Origin of the sequence: Lysinibacillus sp. FJAT-14745 (assembly GCF_001275675.1) — a bacterium.
Classification (GTDB): domain Bacteria; phylum Bacillota; class Bacilli; order Bacillales_A; family Planococcaceae; genus Lysinibacillus.
Map to the genome: position 1 here is coordinate 349,653 of NZ_LITM01000009.1, position 15,195 is coordinate 364,847.

A 15,195-nucleotide genomic window follows, 5' to 3' on the forward strand; every position below is an offset into this window, starting at 1 on the left:
ATATTGGCAAAGTGGTAACGAAAAAATCCTTTTATCGCTCAATAATAAACTTATTTTTTCCTAATCAACACGCCTGCCATTAATATTCTTTATCCATTGAGGTGCAGATGGAAGTAATTGAGATATCGTAACTCCTGCTAAATTCATATACAATACAACCACCTCTCCAACAACAATACCGGCAAATGTACCATACCTGTTTACATAATTCTTATTCAATAGACTAAAAAATGGGTAGGAGCTAACTGAATAATGAGACTATAGGACATAATATTTGAAAGCGCTATTGCTATAACATCGGAGACAGTAAATAGTAACTCAACACTAGTTTTAATAAAATGAGAGTCTTCGAAACAAATAATAAATGTTGTTTATCTGATGCTTTTGGAACAATCACTTTATAAAGATTTTGTGTTAATCTAGCTGCACCAATAATTTCTATAATCCACGGATCAAATGTTTTTATTGCTAAATGTAACAGAGATAAATCCCCATTTTCTAAACCTGGTGTAATGATAGCAGCTGAAAAAACAATGAAGATACAAACACAAGAAGAATTGTATAGAAAGGTAGAGTAATTGCATTTTTGCGAAGACTTTTTTCATTTTTTGCAGATAGAATGACCATGAAGCCACTCGGAAGAATATAAAAACCAATAGCACTAATATAGCAGTGGTTAAATGTTGGGTAAAGCTTAGATGAAGTCATTAAAAAAATCCTTAAACCGTACATATAGATCATTATAAAAATACTTTTTTTACAAACATTGTATAAAAGATATTTTTACTATCATAAGCTAAAAGACTGTAGCCAAATCCATTATTTAATCGAGATTGTCTACAGTCTGAGCTAGTTAAGGTATATCTCTTTTACATTCACCACTTATTAACAACCGTAACACCCATATTTGCATAAGTCCCCATAGATTCAATTACACTTCCCGCTTCTTCTATAGATATTGTTTGAGTTACTAAATCTTTAGGACTTAAAATCCCATTTTCAATCATTCGTAACATTTGAGGAAATTTCGGTGCTTGCATACCATAAGAGCCAACAATCTGTATTTCATTAATGACCATAAGATCAATAGGAACAGGGATCATTCCTTTTTCATTACTGGTCGTTAATCCTATTTGTAAATGGCGTCCTCTTTTAGCTAAACTATTTATAGCTGATTGACAAGTTTCAGTTATTCCAAGAGCATCCACTGACACGTGTGCCCCGCCTTTTGTTAATTCTTTAATTAACTCAGCAGCATTTTCTTTTTTGGAATTGACTGTGGCTACAGCACCTAATTTCTTTGCAAAAGCTAATTTTTCATCATTAATATCAACTGCTATAGCGTGTGCTCCTAGGGCTGTAATAATTTGAATTGCAGAAAGGCCAACACCCCCACAACCATGGACAGCAACCCATTCACCCGGTCTTACTTGTGCTTGATCAGTAACCCCGTGAAATGCAGTCATGAATCGACATCCTATACCAGCTGCCTCGATAAAGTCAATATTTTCCGGTAAAATTACTAGATTGGTATCAGCATTAGGGATATGAACAAATTTTCCGTATCCACCCCACATGGTGATACCAGGTAACGTAATGTTATCGCAAACATTATGGTGTCCAGCTTGACACATAGGACATGTGCCATCACCTTGAGTAAAAGGAACAATTACTCTGTCACCTTTCTTGAATCTTGTAACGTCTTTCCCAACATCTTCTATAACACCACAAAACTCGTGTCCCATTATATGAGGAAGAGGAGTCTCAACTCCAAGCCAATTCCAATGCCCTAACCAGCTGTGCCAATCACTTCTGCAAACTCCGTTAGCTTCAACACGAACAATTACTCCATCTGCTGTGTTGGTTGGATCTGGCATATTTCTAACAACTAACGGCTTGCCGATTTCTTCTAAGACAAGTGCTCTCATAAAATCCCCGCCTTTTATGTTTTCTTTACTTTAACAAAAATCAGAAATTTATGTCATCTCTCATATAGTTAAAATAAGAGAGTATTTTTTTTTACATTATGTCCATTGTGAAATCAAAGAGAATAGTTTACCAAGTTTTATGTTACTTTCATTTATTCATAGACTTACTGATGCAGCAACCAGATCTAAATATTCTTGTAGCGATATCTCTCTTCACTCACATTGAGCCTTACAATATCCTAAAACAACAAACTATTAGCTAGTAAGTTCAATAACATCAATCTTTAGAAAACAGCCGAAAATTTATTGCAAAGATACAAGGTGTTCGAGTGGGAATACAATCGGCATTCATATAATTTCCGTTATTTTCCATTCATTACTGTTAATCGAATTATTTTCTTTATTAAAGTACTACCATCCTCATGTCTCAAAAAAATCAGGGGAGTTCGAAACAGAACAGACAAGTAGCGCCTTTGTACCACTTTTGTTTGTGTAGAAACTTTTTATTTTCTATCCTTTTCTAACGTATTCTCAAAAAAGAAAAGCTCCTCAAACCCTTGATAATAAAGGATTCAAGCGCTTTTCAGTTGGTTCAAACTTATTCTATTTGAACATTGATACGTCCCAGGAGGACATACTAGAATGCTGATACAACAAAGGTTAACGGCAGTAATGTTTACCTTTTGTTTACCTTGCTTTTAAGACCCCCCATCATGGAGTGGTCTTTTATGGTTGATTCAGCTATGCCCAAGACATCGACAAACATTCTATCCGCATGTCAACCAATCATAAAAAATAGCCCCCTTATCAAACAAATAAGAGGGCATAATATAAGTTCTAATCTATTACTTATCTTTAACTGGCTTTAGTGAATTCATTGGAAGATAAACATCATTATCGTGTCTTCCTTCTAAGTCATCGGTTACATATATATAACCATTAATTTCATGATCATACCTTGAAAAAACAGTACTTCCCTTTTTCATAATTCTTTCAGTTTTAGATTCTTTTAATGGAACGCCCTTCCCCTCTTCATCTTTTGTTAGTTCATAACGTACACCTCTTTCTCTCGATATTGTCTCAGCGATTTTAAGGTCTGTACCAGGATACTCGTAACAAAATTCCTCACTACCATCACCACTTTCGCAATACTGTAGTAGTTGTCCATTATTTGTATCCTTGAAATTAAAACCCCATGGTCCTTCTAGTTTGAAGTGAGATCCGTAATATAAGCCATCATTAATACCATCGCGAGTAATAACAATATAAGTTGGTTTGTTATAAAAAGATGAACGAATTTTTATTGGTACTTCTTTGAAAACTACCAAATCCGTTGCTTGTACGCGGTATTGCCCCATTTGATAGAATATTTTTTTATCATATTTTTCAATATCATACGTTCTAAAGAAGTTATTTCGCTTAACCACTAAAGAATCAAACGTACCATCTGGATTTTTCTTGTACACCTTGATGTCTTTTTTAAAGGTCATTTTTCCTGTTTGCTCTTTTACAACTTCTGCTCCATCATACATCACTTTTGCTTCTGATTTTGTTGGATTTACTACTGCAAATACGAATGCTGCTAGTAACACAATAAAAAATTTCTTCATTATTATCCCCCTCGCTCAGCTTTTCAGAAAAACAATCTAATAAATGGTTCCTAGGCCAAAAAGCTTCGTTTTTTCAATAAATTGTTCCGATTTTCACTTAAGTATTTTAATAAATAACCAATAATCACAAATATTGTTATATAAATACTACCTATTGAGGAAGTTAGGTAAAAAGTATCTTTAAAAATATCAATATTAGCTAAACTAAATAGTATTGAAAAAATTAATGCACAAATTAAGTGTTTAATATACATAAATACAACATTTTTATTTTTACTGTATTTTTCAATCACCACTGATACCACTACAGCTACAAGCATGGCAGGTGCAGTAAATGCAGTACCATAAATTCCATATGAAATGCTATATGTATATTCAATAAATAATGGAATAATAAATATTCCTAGAATTAATGTAATAACAGCTGAAATAATTTTGTTTTTCAACATCACACTTCACATCCTTGATTCATTTTTTATTCTTTTAAAAAAATGCCATGGAAATAAGACATAATCAACAATATGTATAAAAAATTCAATTCATCATTAAATTTATGTACCTCTTTATTAAATCATATAACCACAGATAATAGTAAAAATTTTACTGTTTTTATATAGATTTATAAGTAATTATTAAAAACCCAGACGGCAATTAAGCAATCTTGGTCTTTATTGTTATTCTAGAATAGATTCGGCATAGAAAAAGAATCCATTTTGAAAAAAGATTGATCAAAATGGATTCTTATCCAGCAGATTTAAGTTTCGGTATTATAAAAAAGTTTAATTATTTTCTATCTGTCTGCTCTACAATCGTGCCATATGTAAAACATTGCAAAGCAAGCCCTTTGAATGTTGATTCTTCACTCCCACCAATACAGGCACCATTTTATATACAATTTTAATTTTATATTTTTTGTTCTTTGCTTTTAATAGAGTAGATCATTCAACCAGCGATTATGGATATACATTTATGCTTGTTCCGGAAAAAGTATTTAATTTTAAACCTAAAACAAGCATAACCCCGTTCTAATTTAGGACGGGGTAAAATATAGTTGTTTAATTTTCGTATAAGGTACTTCACTATACTAAAAAATATAACTTTTTCATGGTTATTCCAATTTGGAAACATAGCAGCTTTTAATCATATTATTCACTGAATTCTTCCAGTAACATAATACAGTTAGCTTGTTCATACTCTAATTTTAGTTCTATTAATTCACGTTTTAAACCTGTCCCTACACATATCGGAAGTGTTGATATAAAGTTTTTAACCTCTAATAAAGGTATGCCTAATTTTTTTCGCAACAAATGCATAGCATCGGATCTTTTTTCGCTAATTTGCAAAATATGCAAACTCCAAATGATAGTATCTGTAACCTCGCAATCGGTCACTTCATTCTCCAATTTCATAAACAAATCCATCGGTACTAGAGCAATATTATATTCATCAAAACCATTGTCAAAAATTGCTATTTTCAAACCAAGCTGCCTAACTTGATTGTCATAACAATTCAATAATAACGGAATATATTCCCCTCTTTTAACTTGATTATGTTGCAATTTCCTTTTTACAGCTTTATCGTTTAATTTTATATTAGAATATCCATATTGTTTTAGTCGAGAATGCAAAAATCTTTTTATTTGACCAGGATATTTTTCACCGCTCCAATCCGTTGTTTCAATATACCTAATCATAAACAAATAGTAGATGAGTGTATGTATTTCCATATTATTATTTTGGTTGTCAATATAAAACTCTTCTGTTTCGGTACGGTTGATAAATCTCCTTTGCTTCTTAATAAAATCATGAGTTTCAAGTTTTTGATAGTCAGATAAAAGTTGTTCCACTTCTTTCTTATGTCCTTCGTTAAGTAACGGATAAATAGCTTCAAATAATTTCATAATTCTTAGCATTCCTTTCGCTTCACGCAGGGTTATTAATATCATCTACAAAGATACGACCCGGATTTATATTTTCAACAACCGCTATTGCTTCTAATTGCCCTTGTTCATTTAACAATTTTCTACATTTACTAAATTCGGCTTTATCTAATTCTGATATCATAAAACATCCCCTACCTATTATCTCTCTCTCAAAAATTTCTTACTCTACAATCCCACCCTTTAACTTATCATAATTATTTAAATTTTCCATCATTTTAACGAGAAGTTACTCCATTAAATGGTCCGATTGTTGAACATAAGTTATAGCTTGGTCTTTCTTAAAGTTTCCCACAATCGTTTCATAATCTATTATGGTGCGAGGTCGATAGTCACTAGATTTCATTTGTTTAATCACAATTTCAACCGCATCATCAATCTTTTTTGATGCTTCTTTTTTAGATTCAACCGATATTTCTGACTCAAGCTTTAATAAAGCTAAATCAATATCTACTTCAAACAATCCAGACTCTTTTGTCATAAAAAGTCATAAAAAAAACCTCCATTCAAAATTTTGATTGGAAGATGATTTCGGAATCTCATAAATATTTGAGGAACGAAAAAAGAGATTCAATGCCCCGGACCGAAGCCCTGACCGAATCCCTAATTTCTCTCAAACCCTTATACCCAAGGCCTTAAACCCTGTTTTTAGACGTCCCAGGAGGGATTCGAACCCCCGACCGACGGCTTAGAAGGCCGTTGCTCTATCCTGCTGAGCTACTGAGACATGATGTTAATTTTTATGCAGTCCATATCAAGGACAATATTTATTATATGCGCTTTATATCATAATGTCAACATTAATTTTACTATGAAGGCAAGGTTTGCCTCATATTAATATTATATGATTTCATGTACCCCATTATGCCCTCCTCATCTTTACTTTGTAGTCATCGTATATTAGGGCAGCAATTAGAAAAAGATTTACTTGCGCAAGGTTATTCTGTTCTTTTTGTTCAAACAGATGTTACGAAAGAACAGGACATCGTTTCTGTAATGCAAAAAGAGGGTGATCATTTTGGTACTATTCATATTTTAATAAATAATGCAGGGAAATTTCAACATAAATCTTTTATGACGTAACATTGGATGAATGGAATGATATGGTTCAAACAAATAATTTCGTCACAGGCATTAATCTAACAGTTGATGGTGGGATGACAAAGAAAATGATGTATGAAGAATAAGTAAAACTACTATGCAATCAACGAACAAAAGTAAACCAGATTCACTAAGCTTTTTTGAATCCGGTTTCTACTTTTGGTGAATAAATTCTAGCTTGTTTACTCTTCGAATAATGAGCAATAGGTTGAATGCCTTGTATAGATTCCTTCACAAATGGAGCTAGAGTGTTACTTTCAATGTTAATATGAACTCGTTGTAGCCGCCATGGCATATGTTCTATATCAATGCGAAATAGTGAACTCTTCCATTTTGACCAAGAATGATAACGTTCCACTAACCATTTATCAAAGGTAGAACTACTTATTTCACTGGCAGTCGGTTGATATGAAATTTCCAACCTCTCATCTAGTGCTCCATGATATAAACTTGTAAAAGAAAAATTGTTACCTCTTTGTTTTAAAGATATTTTTGAATGGCGATATGATAGACTGCCCTTTGTAGCTATTTGTACAATAAAACGATTCGTAACATCTAAGTTAAAAAAATAGATACCTTTCATGCCGTTATATGTAACATATGTGCGGACATTAAGCTGTACATAGGAATCCATCCCAGGGAATGGTGGTAGAAATCTCAGGCGTTGTCCTTTGACTTTAAAAAGGACAACACTAAGCCAAGCGTTATTTTCATAGAGATCCAGTTGCAACTCTTGCGGAATGTACTGCTCTAAATCCTTTGGTGATATTGGCCAATGTAGAAACAATACATCTTGCCATATTTGTGTCATAATCCACGGTTTGCTCCACATAAAATAACTCCCTTCTGTAGTAAAATTCTTTCCTACAAAGGAGTTATTCAAACAAATGACTATTTTTGTTCTGAATCGAACGTTTCTTTTTCAACATATCGGTAATATAAATTGCGCAGTTCGGATTCTTTATAATTGCCTAAATGACTTTTATATTGTGGATGCACCAAAATACCATGATCTCGAAGTTGCTTCACAAACCAACCTTTTGAATACTTATGCACTTTACACATTCTCCTTCTCTACTATTCATACATAGCGTATGCTCAGGAATTTATGTAGTGACATTTTTTTCAAAAATAAAAAACGAAGAAATTATCCTTCGTTTTCTTAATTTTGAAAAACAAACAAAATGGTCAAAGAATTTTTGGTGAATGTTGTGGCTCTTTAAAGGGTGATTTCCGTTCCAGGCTACTCGCTTTGTTGCTGACGCTTCGCTTTCGCACAGAGCAGAGCTTCCTGTGGGCGAGCGTCGAGCCGCTTCCTTCGCTTACGCTGCTGCCGCTACGTTAGCACTACGCTTTCGCGCGGAAAACATTCGCTCCGTGCAGGGTCTCGCCTGTCTCGCTTTAATATGACACCTTAATTTCATTAAACAAAATAGTTTTTGAACAACAAAAAACGAAGGAATATATCCCTCGTTTTTAACTCATGTGCCACAAAAAGTACGATATGGTTGATTAGATGGTGTTGGCAATGTAGCATATTCCTGCTGCTCCTTACAATGTGCAAAAGGATGAGCAAGAGCATCCAGTAATCGCTCCATTACGCTATAGTCTTCCTGTTCAACAGCAGCCTCTAATGCTTCTTCTACACGGTGATTTCGTGGAATTACTGCTGGATTATGATCGCGCATTAATTGTTGAGACATGTCTTTTGTTTCCTGCTGTCTTTCTAGTCTTGCAAGCCAATTTTTATGCCATTCTTTAAATTCTTTTGTACTAAATAACGTTGATTCATCAAATTTATCGAAGGTTAATGCGATAAATGTATTCGTATAGTCTGCTTGATGTTGCTGCATTAATTTTAGAAGCTCTTCAATAAGTGCCATGTCCTGATCTTCTTCGTTGAATATTCCAAGCTTTGCTCGCATACCTGCTAGCCAGTTTACATAATACAGCTCAGGATATTGCTTTAAAGTCTCTTGAGCTAAATGTATCGCATCTTCCTGATTTTCATGGATTAACGGTATTAATGATTCAGCCAGTCGTGTTAAATTCCATCCTCCGATATTAGGCTGGTTACCGTATGCATAACGGCCTTGTCGATCAATAGAGCTAAATACTGTCGCTGGATCATACGTATCCATAAAGGCGCAAGGACCATAATCAATCGTTTCACCACTAATGGTCATATTATCTGTGTTCATGACGCCATGAATAAAACCAACTAGCTGCCATTTTGCAATAAGAGATGCTTGTTTCTTGATAACTTCCTGTAGAAGTGTCAGATAACGATTTTGAGCTACATCAGCATTAGGAAAGTGACGTTCCAAAGCATAATCCGCCAAAGCTTTTAGCTCCTCCTCAGATCCAAAGTTCGCTGCATATTGGAAAGTCCCAACTCGTAAATGACTGCTTGCAATACGCGTTAAAACTGCACCAGGAAGCTCGGTTTCGCGGAGGACAATTTCGCCTGTAGTGACGACAGCTAAACTTCGAGAGGTTGGAATGCCTAGTGCAAACATGGCTTCACTAATAATATATTCTCGTAGCATTGGACCAAGTGTTGCTCTGCCATCTCCGCCACGGGAATAAGGCGTTCTTCCTGAGCCTTTTAGTGCGATATCCAAGCGTTCATGAGTTGGTGTTAGTTGTTCACCTAATAACAGTGCTCTGCCGTCTCCAAGCATATTAAAGTGGCCAAATTGATGCCCTGCGTAAGCTTGGGCAATGGGCATGCCACCAGTCGGATTGTTGTTACCTGCAAAAATTGCTACCGCTTCCTCGCTTTGCAAAGCATCGACGTTTAATCCTAGTGCATTGGCAACTGATTCATTTAACATGATTAACTTTGGTGAACGAACTGGATTTAAATTGATTGATGTATAAAAAATGCTTGGTAAGTGGGTATAGCTATTATCAAAATTCCATCCTATTGTAGTGTCCATGTTTTCTCCTTTATTCGTTTACAGTTATTTTTTCTTCTTCATCATAAACAATTCATAGCCATTTTTACCATTTAGTCGGCTCATCATCATAACGTAAGGTTAATTTCCTTTCCGACTAGCCTCTTTCCTGACGTCGTCCACTCCTATTAGCTACACGACATATGTGTGATGAACCATTAAATTTTCTAATTTACATAAAACAAAAAACGCTTAGAGTTTCTAAAACCTAAGCGTTTTTGTTACATCATTTTCGCATAAACTTGTGAGTGGAAATACAGTTATTATCATCTGTAAAAAACTTTACTTCAAAATACGTATTTTCAACTTCTACAAGGGCAAAGCTTTTTTCTTTACGGCCACGTGGTTTTAATAAACTCCCCGGATTTAAAAATAACACATCATCAATCATTTCCGCCCCAAGAATATGAGAGTGACCAAAGCACACAATTTGTGCGTCTACCTCTTTGGCACGATATGATAATGATAAGATTGAAGTTTTAACATTGAATAAATGGCCATGTGCTGCAAAGACTGTTACGTCCTCTAAATCGAATACTGCTTCATCAGGAAAGGCTTGATCGATGTCACAATTTCCTCGTACTTTCTTCATGCCATCCAGTGCTTTATGTGAGAAAGGAAGCTCACTATCTCCACAATGAATCAAAGCATCGACATTTGGGTAAAAGCTACGAACTTTTTCAATCACATTACTATCGCCATGTGTATCACTCATGACCAGTATTTGCATGGATATCACCTCTTATTTTATAAGACTTGGCAATTGTTCCTTCAACTTACGAATTGCATTCCCGCGGTGGGAAATTGCTCCCTTTTCATCGGCTGTTAGCTCTGCCATCATCCGGTTTAAGCTTGGGACAAAGAAGACTGGATCATAACCAAATCCGTTTGTGCCACGTTTTTCGTGTGCAATGACACCTTCACAAGTACCAAAAACTGTTGTCGTTTCAAAACCAGGTCCTGCAATAGCGATGCAACAGCAGAAGCGTGCTGTACGCTTTTCATCTTCGACATTTTTTAGGTTTTCTAACAACTTAACCATGTTTGCTTCATCATCATGATCACCAGCATAACGTGCAGAATAAACACCAGGTTCACCATTTAATGCATCCACAGCTAAGCCACTATCATCAGCAATAACAATTGTGTTTAGCTCTTTTGCCAATGCTTCTGCCTTTAAGATTGCATTTTCCTCAAAAGTAGTGCCTGTTTCTTCTATTTCCATCTCTGGGGCAACATCAAACATCGTTACTACTTCATAGCCAAGTGGACCAAATAATGCTTCGAAATCTTTTGCTTTTCCTTTGTTTTTCGTTGCAATTACTACTTGTTTCATGTTATTCATTTCCTCCCACTTTGTTCGCCATTTCACCTAGTGTCTCTTTTTGAAGTGCAATCAATTGTTGAATGCCATCTTCACCTAACGCCAGTAGTTCATTTAACTCTTCACGAGAAAAGGTTGCTTCTTCACCTGTCCCTTGTAGCTCAACAAATCGTCCTGCTCCTGTCATGACGATATTCATATCTACAGCAGCAGCGACATCTTCAACGTAGTTTAAATCTAAAATTGCCCCATGATCCTCTACAATACCAACACTCGTTGCAGCTAAATAGTCTGTCACCGGGAATTTTGCTAATTGTTTTTCTTCTGCAAGCTTAGCAATTGCCTGTGTCATCGCTACAAATGCTCCTGTTATTGAAGCTGTACGTGTTCCTCCGTCTGCCTGAATCACATCACAGTCGATCCACACAGTACGCTCACCAAGTGCTTCTAAATCAACGACAGCACGTAATGCACGACCGATTAATCGTTGAATTTCCATTGTGCGGCCATTGACTTTGCCACGAGATGATTCACGTGCTGTACGCTGTGCTGTTGCACGAGGTAGCATCGAGTATTCTGCAGTGATCCACCCTTTGCCTTGTCCACGTAAAAACCCAGGAACCTTATCTTCTATCGTTGCTGTACAAATTACTTTCGTATTACCTACTTGAATTAACACTGAGCCTTCTGGGTGCAATAGATACTCACTATCTATTTTCACAGGACGTAGCTCATCTACATTTCTTCCATCAAATCTTGTCATATTTTTCGTTCCTCCTAAAATCTTTCGCGCACTCATCTTAACATAATTTTCACCTTCAAAAAAGTGCTCGGTCCCTTATGTACAATGCTAAAAACGGCAAAAATCAGCCTAGCCCACTAGCTAAGCTGATTTTTTATTTTAATGTAATACGTTTTATATGAAGAGTACCTTGCTCAAGCCAACTTTCAGCAATCGAACGGAAAATTGGAACAGAACCAGTTGCATAAAATTTATGAGCAGGAACAGCGTCTGGGTCAGCCAAAGTGCCATTATACGCAAGCATTTCTTGAACATCCTTTGCTGTTTCCTCAGCGGAAGATAGCACAAAAACTTCTTCTCCTACAACAGCTTCAATTTGTTTTTGCAAAATTGGATAGTGCGTACATCCTAGTATGACCGTATCAAATTGTTCATTTTTTAACGGTTTTAAGCCTTCCGCAATTAATTTATTTGCAAATTCACCTTTATATTCGCCACTTTCTACAAGTGGTACGAATGTAGGACAAGCAAGTGGAATAATATGAGTTGACGTATTTAGTGATAATAAGGCTTCCTCATACGCCCCACTTTTAATTGTTCCTTCTGTTGCAAGCACAACGACTTCATGTCGCTTCGTTTTCTTTACAGCTGCACGTGCGCCAGCATTAATAACGCCTAGTACCGGAAAAGGCATATTTCTTTGTAAACTTTCGAGTGCTACTGCAGTCGCTGTATTACAAGCAATGACGAGCATTTTGATATTCATTTTCTCTAGTGCTTTAGCCATTTGCCAAGTGAAATTTCGTACTTCCTGACGACTTCTTGGACCATATGGACATCTTGCTGTATCACCAATATAATAGATTGTTTCGTTTGGTAATAGCTTCATTATTTCTTTTGCTACGGTTAAACCGCCTACTCCTGAGTCAATAACGCCTATCGGGGCATTCATACTTTCCGCCTCAATCCTGTTTCATGTGTACATGTAGTTTTTCTAAATAGCTTGATAATTGCGCGACTTCTTGTTCGTTAAAACCAACAAGCTTCTCTTGCAAATATTGCTGTCTTTTTTCAATAACCTCTTGAATAATACGTTCGCCCTTCTCGAGAAGATGAACAACAACGACACGACGATCATTTTCGTCACGTACTCGCTTGACTAATTCATTTTTCTCCATTCGGTCCACTAGATCTGTTGTTGTACTAAAAGCTAAGTATAATCGATTTGACAGGTCGCCAATTGTTATATCTCCAAGCTCTTCTAACCACTGTAATGCAACAAATTGTGGCGGCGTAATCGCATATTGTGAAACAATCTCTCTTCCTTTTTGCTTCACAATCGCCGCTATATAGCGTAATTCCTTTTCAACCGTTGCAACGGTTTCAGGTGAGTGCTTTGTTACTTCATCCGACATATAACTATTTCACTCCTAAAAATACGTTGAATAGTTCTATTTTGTCGTTTTTTTTCTGAAATAGCAAGTATCCATTTAGTCTAATTTGAATTCTTCTAAGCGTAACAGCTCAATTAACGCCTGAGATCGATTCGTTACACCTAACTTTTGAATTGTATTGGAAATGTGATTTCGCACTGTTTTTTCACTAATACCAAGTTGCTCTGCAATATCCCTCGTTGTTTTTTCAGCTAATAAAAGCGCAAATATTTCACGTTCTCGGTTCGTTAAAAGAGAACGATGATGAGAGCCATTCATTTTCAGTTACACCCTCCTCCCCCGCACGTATTGTAACTTATGTTAAGGAATGAGGAGCGGTGACGGCTATTTTCATGAATATCTCGTGTTTCTTTAAAAAAAATCGGGAATTACTTCCATACAATAATGAATTTTATGTAAAAGTGCAATTTCAACCGTCGAAATCATTGTTTATACTTATTTCCCCGAGAAAGCTTTTCGCAATAATGTTGAAAAATAACACCCTCACTATTTTATTCTACGGACAATTAACTTTTAGGATCCGTTTCCAGTATTATAGGAACACCAAGCTTGCTAACTGAGTTTTTGCCTCTTCAGATAGAGGTACGCTCTTCCCAGTTCGAGGGTCCATTTGCACTACCGTACCACGCCCCGTAAAGCAAACCTCATCATGTTGGTTTTTCGCTAAGTAATGAATATCCATTGATGAGTTTCCTACTTTCGCTATCTTCGCATAAATTCTTAGCACATCATCAAAGAAAACCTGCTTCACGTAATCACACTGTAAGTCGGCTACAATCGGAATCTCGGCTACATTTTCATCGATTGCTGATGGCATTAGAACACCTAAATGACGGAAATAATCGATTCGTGCCTGTTCAAAAAATGTAAAGCTAACGGTATTGTTCATATGACCATACATATCCGTTTCTGAAAAACGTACACGGACCTCAATAAAAAATGCAAAATCTTTTGCCCATTCCTGAAAATCTCCGATATAATTTGCTTTCACCTTAACCATCCCCCTAATTATCATTCGCTTCTTCCCAAAACAACAGATGGAATTAGCAAGTCATAAATGAATTTATATTCATTATAAAGGAAAACACTATATTATCATAGAAAATACGGATTTTTTCTCGATTTATTCAATATCTCTTTTTTCGAAAAACTAAACATTCCCCGTTCTATTTTTTATGCTGTATTGGAATCATCTTACTCTTTCTTGAAAATGACCCTATTCAGAACTCGAAATAATAGGAAACATCCAGGCATTTACAAGCAGTTAATCTACAAAATTATTTAATATCTACATAAAAAAACCCCCTCACACATTGAATGTAAGGGAGTTTGAGAGTAAAGCTTGTACTATTTATTAGTCAACGTAGTGGTCAGAACCGAAGAAGTTACGGAACATTTGCACTGAAGTTGCACGGTTTAATGATGCGATAGATGTTGTTAAAGGAATACCTTTTGGACAAGCAGCTACACAGTTTTGTGAGTTACCGCAGTTTGCAAGGCCTCCATCACCCATGATTGCATTTAAACGTTGGTCTTTAATCATTGCACCAGTTGGGTGAGTGTTGAATAGACGTACTTGTGATAATGGTGCTGGTCCGATGAATGAAGCTTTTTCAGACACGTTTGGACATGCTTCCATACATACACCACAAGTCATACATTTAGATAATTCATAAGCCCATTGACGTTTACCTTCTGGCATACGTGGACCTTCACCTAAATCATAAGTACCATCGATTGGAACCCATGCTTTAACTTTTTTAAGTGCATTGAACATACGTTCACGGTCAACTTGTAAGTCACGAATAACTGGGAAAGTTTTCATAGGCTCAAGTTTAATTGGCTCAGTCAATTGGTCAACAAGAGTTGAACATGATTGACGTGGGCGGCCATTGATAACCATTGAACATGCACCACAAACTTCTTCAAGACAGTTCATATCCCATGCTACTGGAGTAGTGTTTTCACCATTTTCAGTAACAGGATTTTTTTGAATTTCCATTAAAATAGAAATTACGTTCATACCATGACGGTAAGGCACTTGGAATTTTTGCCAGTAGCCATTGCCACCTTTTGTATCTTGACGTAAAATTTCAACTTTGACCATTCTTCCAGTATTAGCTGCGATATTCATAA

The 15,195-nt window shown here is 35.9% G+C and carries 17 protein-coding genes, 1 tRNA gene and 1 pseudogene; 1 reads left to right on the forward strand and 18 read right to left on the reverse strand.

The features are described 5' to 3' along the window. Positions 1-875: 875 nt before the first annotated feature. The 7 genes and pseudogenes from AMS59_RS16880 to AMS59_RS16910 all read right to left on the reverse strand — a co-directional run bounded on the left by AMS59_RS16880 (position 876) and on the right by AMS59_RS16910 (position 6,205). On the reverse strand, positions 876-1,928 hold the full coding sequence (locus AMS59_RS16880; RefSeq protein ID WP_053484900.1) for a zinc-dependent alcohol dehydrogenase family protein: 1,053 nt from the start codon (positions 1,926-1,928) through the stop codon (positions 876-878). A gap of 845 nt (positions 1,929-2,773) precedes the next feature. Then, positions 2,774-3,538 carry a hypothetical protein gene (locus AMS59_RS16885; protein WP_053484901.1) on the reverse strand — a complete coding sequence of 255 codons (765 nt, stop codon included), beginning with the start codon at positions 3,536-3,538 and terminating at the stop codon, positions 2,774-2,776. A 50-nt stretch (positions 3,539-3,588) separates the two neighbouring features. After that, positions 3,589-3,987: a hypothetical protein gene (locus AMS59_RS16890; protein WP_053484902.1), complete on the reverse strand. Its 399-nt coding sequence runs from the start codon at positions 3,985-3,987 to the stop codon at positions 3,589-3,591. A gap of 696 nt (positions 3,988-4,683) precedes the next feature. Further along, complete coding sequence (locus tag AMS59_RS16895; protein ID WP_053484903.1) at positions 4,684-5,439, reverse strand: hypothetical protein; 756 nt, start codon at positions 5,437-5,439, stop codon at positions 4,684-4,686. 28 nt (positions 5,440-5,467) lie between these two features. Further along, positions 5,468-5,602 (reverse strand): annotated as a pseudogene (locus AMS59_RS16900) (GNAT family N-acetyltransferase); the annotation flags it as partial. 105 nt (positions 5,603-5,707) lie between these two features. Next, on the reverse strand, positions 5,708-5,941 hold the full coding sequence (locus tag AMS59_RS16905; RefSeq protein WP_234007833.1) for a hypothetical protein: 234 nt from the start codon (positions 5,939-5,941) through the stop codon (positions 5,708-5,710). A 190-nt stretch (positions 5,942-6,131) separates the two neighbouring features. Then, positions 6,132-6,205: transfer RNA gene (locus tag AMS59_RS16910), tRNA-Arg, on the reverse strand. A gap of 137 nt (positions 6,206-6,342) precedes the next feature. Here AMS59_RS16910 and AMS59_RS16915 point away from each other — a divergent pair. Further along, positions 6,343-6,561 carry an SDR family NAD(P)-dependent oxidoreductase gene (locus AMS59_RS16915; protein ID WP_234007834.1) on the forward strand — a complete coding sequence of 73 codons (219 nt, stop codon included), beginning with the start codon at positions 6,343-6,345 and terminating at the stop codon, positions 6,559-6,561. A gap of 148 nt (positions 6,562-6,709) precedes the next feature. Here AMS59_RS16915 and AMS59_RS16920 read toward each other — a convergent pair whose 3' ends face one another. The 11 genes from AMS59_RS16920 to sdhB all read right to left on the reverse strand — a co-directional run bounded on the left by AMS59_RS16920 (position 6,710) and on the right by sdhB (position 15,193). Continuing rightward, positions 6,710-7,411 carry a YqjF family protein gene (locus tag AMS59_RS16920; protein WP_053484907.1) on the reverse strand — a complete coding sequence of 234 codons (702 nt, stop codon included), beginning with the start codon at positions 7,409-7,411 and terminating at the stop codon, positions 6,710-6,712. Between the two features lie 59 nt (positions 7,412-7,470). Continuing rightward, positions 7,471-7,644, reverse strand: a complete 174-nt coding sequence (locus AMS59_RS24455; protein WP_199777776.1) for a DUF2639 domain-containing protein — start codon at positions 7,642-7,644, stop codon at positions 7,471-7,473. Between the two features lie 416 nt (positions 7,645-8,060). Further along, positions 8,061-9,521, reverse strand: coding sequence for a YdiU family protein (locus AMS59_RS16925; RefSeq protein ID WP_053484908.1), 1,461 nt, complete (start codon positions 9,519-9,521; stop codon positions 8,061-8,063). A gap of 244 nt (positions 9,522-9,765) precedes the next feature. Beyond that, on the reverse strand, positions 9,766-10,269 hold the full coding sequence (locus AMS59_RS16930) for a metallophosphoesterase (RefSeq protein WP_053484909.1): 504 nt from the start codon (positions 10,267-10,269) through the stop codon (positions 9,766-9,768). Positions 10,270-10,281: 12 nt separating this feature from the next. After that, entirely contained in the window at positions 10,282-10,875 is a 594-nt protein-coding gene (locus AMS59_RS16935; RefSeq protein WP_053484910.1) for an XTP/dITP diphosphatase, read from the reverse strand. Between the two features lies 1 nt (position 10,876). Continuing rightward, entirely contained in the window at positions 10,877-11,626 is a 750-nt protein-coding gene (rph, locus tag AMS59_RS16940; RefSeq protein WP_053484911.1) for a ribonuclease PH, read from the reverse strand. 133 nt (positions 11,627-11,759) lie between these two features. Next, entirely contained in the window at positions 11,760-12,557 is a 798-nt protein-coding gene (gene racE / locus AMS59_RS16945) for a glutamate racemase (RefSeq protein ID WP_053484912.1), read from the reverse strand. Between the two features lie 10 nt (positions 12,558-12,567). After that, positions 12,568-13,020, reverse strand: a complete 453-nt coding sequence (locus AMS59_RS16950) for a MarR family winged helix-turn-helix transcriptional regulator (RefSeq protein ID WP_053484913.1) — start codon at positions 13,018-13,020, stop codon at positions 12,568-12,570. A gap of 75 nt (positions 13,021-13,095) precedes the next feature. After that, complete coding sequence (locus tag AMS59_RS16955; RefSeq protein WP_004226437.1) at positions 13,096-13,317, reverse strand: LuxR C-terminal-related transcriptional regulator; 222 nt, start codon at positions 13,315-13,317, stop codon at positions 13,096-13,098. A 274-nt stretch (positions 13,318-13,591) separates the two neighbouring features. Continuing rightward, a complete protein-coding gene (locus tag AMS59_RS16960) occupies positions 13,592-14,050 on the reverse strand; it encodes a thioesterase family protein (protein WP_082337555.1) in 459 nt (152 codons plus the stop codon). A 363-nt stretch (positions 14,051-14,413) separates the two neighbouring features. Then, entirely contained in the window at positions 14,414-15,193 is a 780-nt protein-coding gene (sdhB, locus tag AMS59_RS16965; protein ID WP_053484915.1) for a succinate dehydrogenase iron-sulfur subunit, read from the reverse strand. Positions 15,194-15,195 lie beyond the last annotated feature (2 nt).

Coding starts and splice junctions, on each gene's coding strand:
- AMS59_RS16880 (WP_053484900.1), bottom strand. CDS start 1,928: ATGAGAGCACTTGTCTTAGAAGAAATCGGCAAGCCGTTAGTTGTTAGA.
- AMS59_RS16885 (WP_053484901.1), bottom strand. CDS start 3,538: ATGAAGAAATTTTTTATTGTGTTACTAGCAGCATTCGTATTTGCAGTA.
- AMS59_RS16890 (WP_053484902.1), bottom strand. CDS start 3,987: ATGTTGAAAAACAAAATTATTTCAGCTGTTATTACATTAATTCTAGGA.
- AMS59_RS16895 (WP_053484903.1), bottom strand. CDS start 5,439: ATGAAATTATTTGAAGCTATTTATCCGTTACTTAACGAAGGACATAAG.
- AMS59_RS16915 (WP_234007834.1), top strand. CDS start 6,343: ATGCCCTCCTCATCTTTACTTTGTAGTCATCGTATATTAGGGCAGCAA.
- AMS59_RS16920 (WP_053484907.1), bottom strand. CDS start 7,411: ATGTGGAGCAAACCGTGGATTATGACACAAATATGGCAAGATGTATTG.
- AMS59_RS24455 (WP_199777776.1), bottom strand. CDS start 7,644: ATGTGTAAAGTGCATAAGTATTCAAAAGGTTGGTTTGTGAAGCAACTT.
- AMS59_RS16925 (WP_053484908.1), bottom strand. CDS start 9,521: ATGGACACTACAATAGGATGGAATTTTGATAATAGCTATACCCACTTA.
- AMS59_RS16930 (WP_053484909.1), bottom strand. CDS start 10,269: ATGCAAATACTGGTCATGAGTGATACACATGGCGATAGTAATGTGATT.
- AMS59_RS16935 (WP_053484910.1), bottom strand. CDS start 10,875: ATGAAACAAGTAGTAATTGCAACGAAAAACAAAGGAAAAGCAAAAGAT.
- rph (WP_053484911.1), bottom strand. CDS start 11,626: ATGACAAGATTTGATGGAAGAAATGTAGATGAGCTACGTCCTGTGAAA.
- racE (WP_053484912.1), bottom strand. CDS start 12,557: ATGAATGCCCCGATAGGCGTTATTGACTCAGGAGTAGGCGGTTTAACC.
- AMS59_RS16950 (WP_053484913.1), bottom strand. CDS start 13,020: ATGTCGGATGAAGTAACAAAGCACTCACCTGAAACCGTTGCAACGGTT.
- AMS59_RS16955 (WP_004226437.1), bottom strand. CDS start 13,317: ATGAATGGCTCTCATCATCGTTCTCTTTTAACGAACCGAGAACGTGAA.
- sdhB (WP_053484915.1), bottom strand. CDS start 15,193: ATGAATATCGCAGCTAATACTGGAAGAATGGTCAAAGTTGAAATTTTA.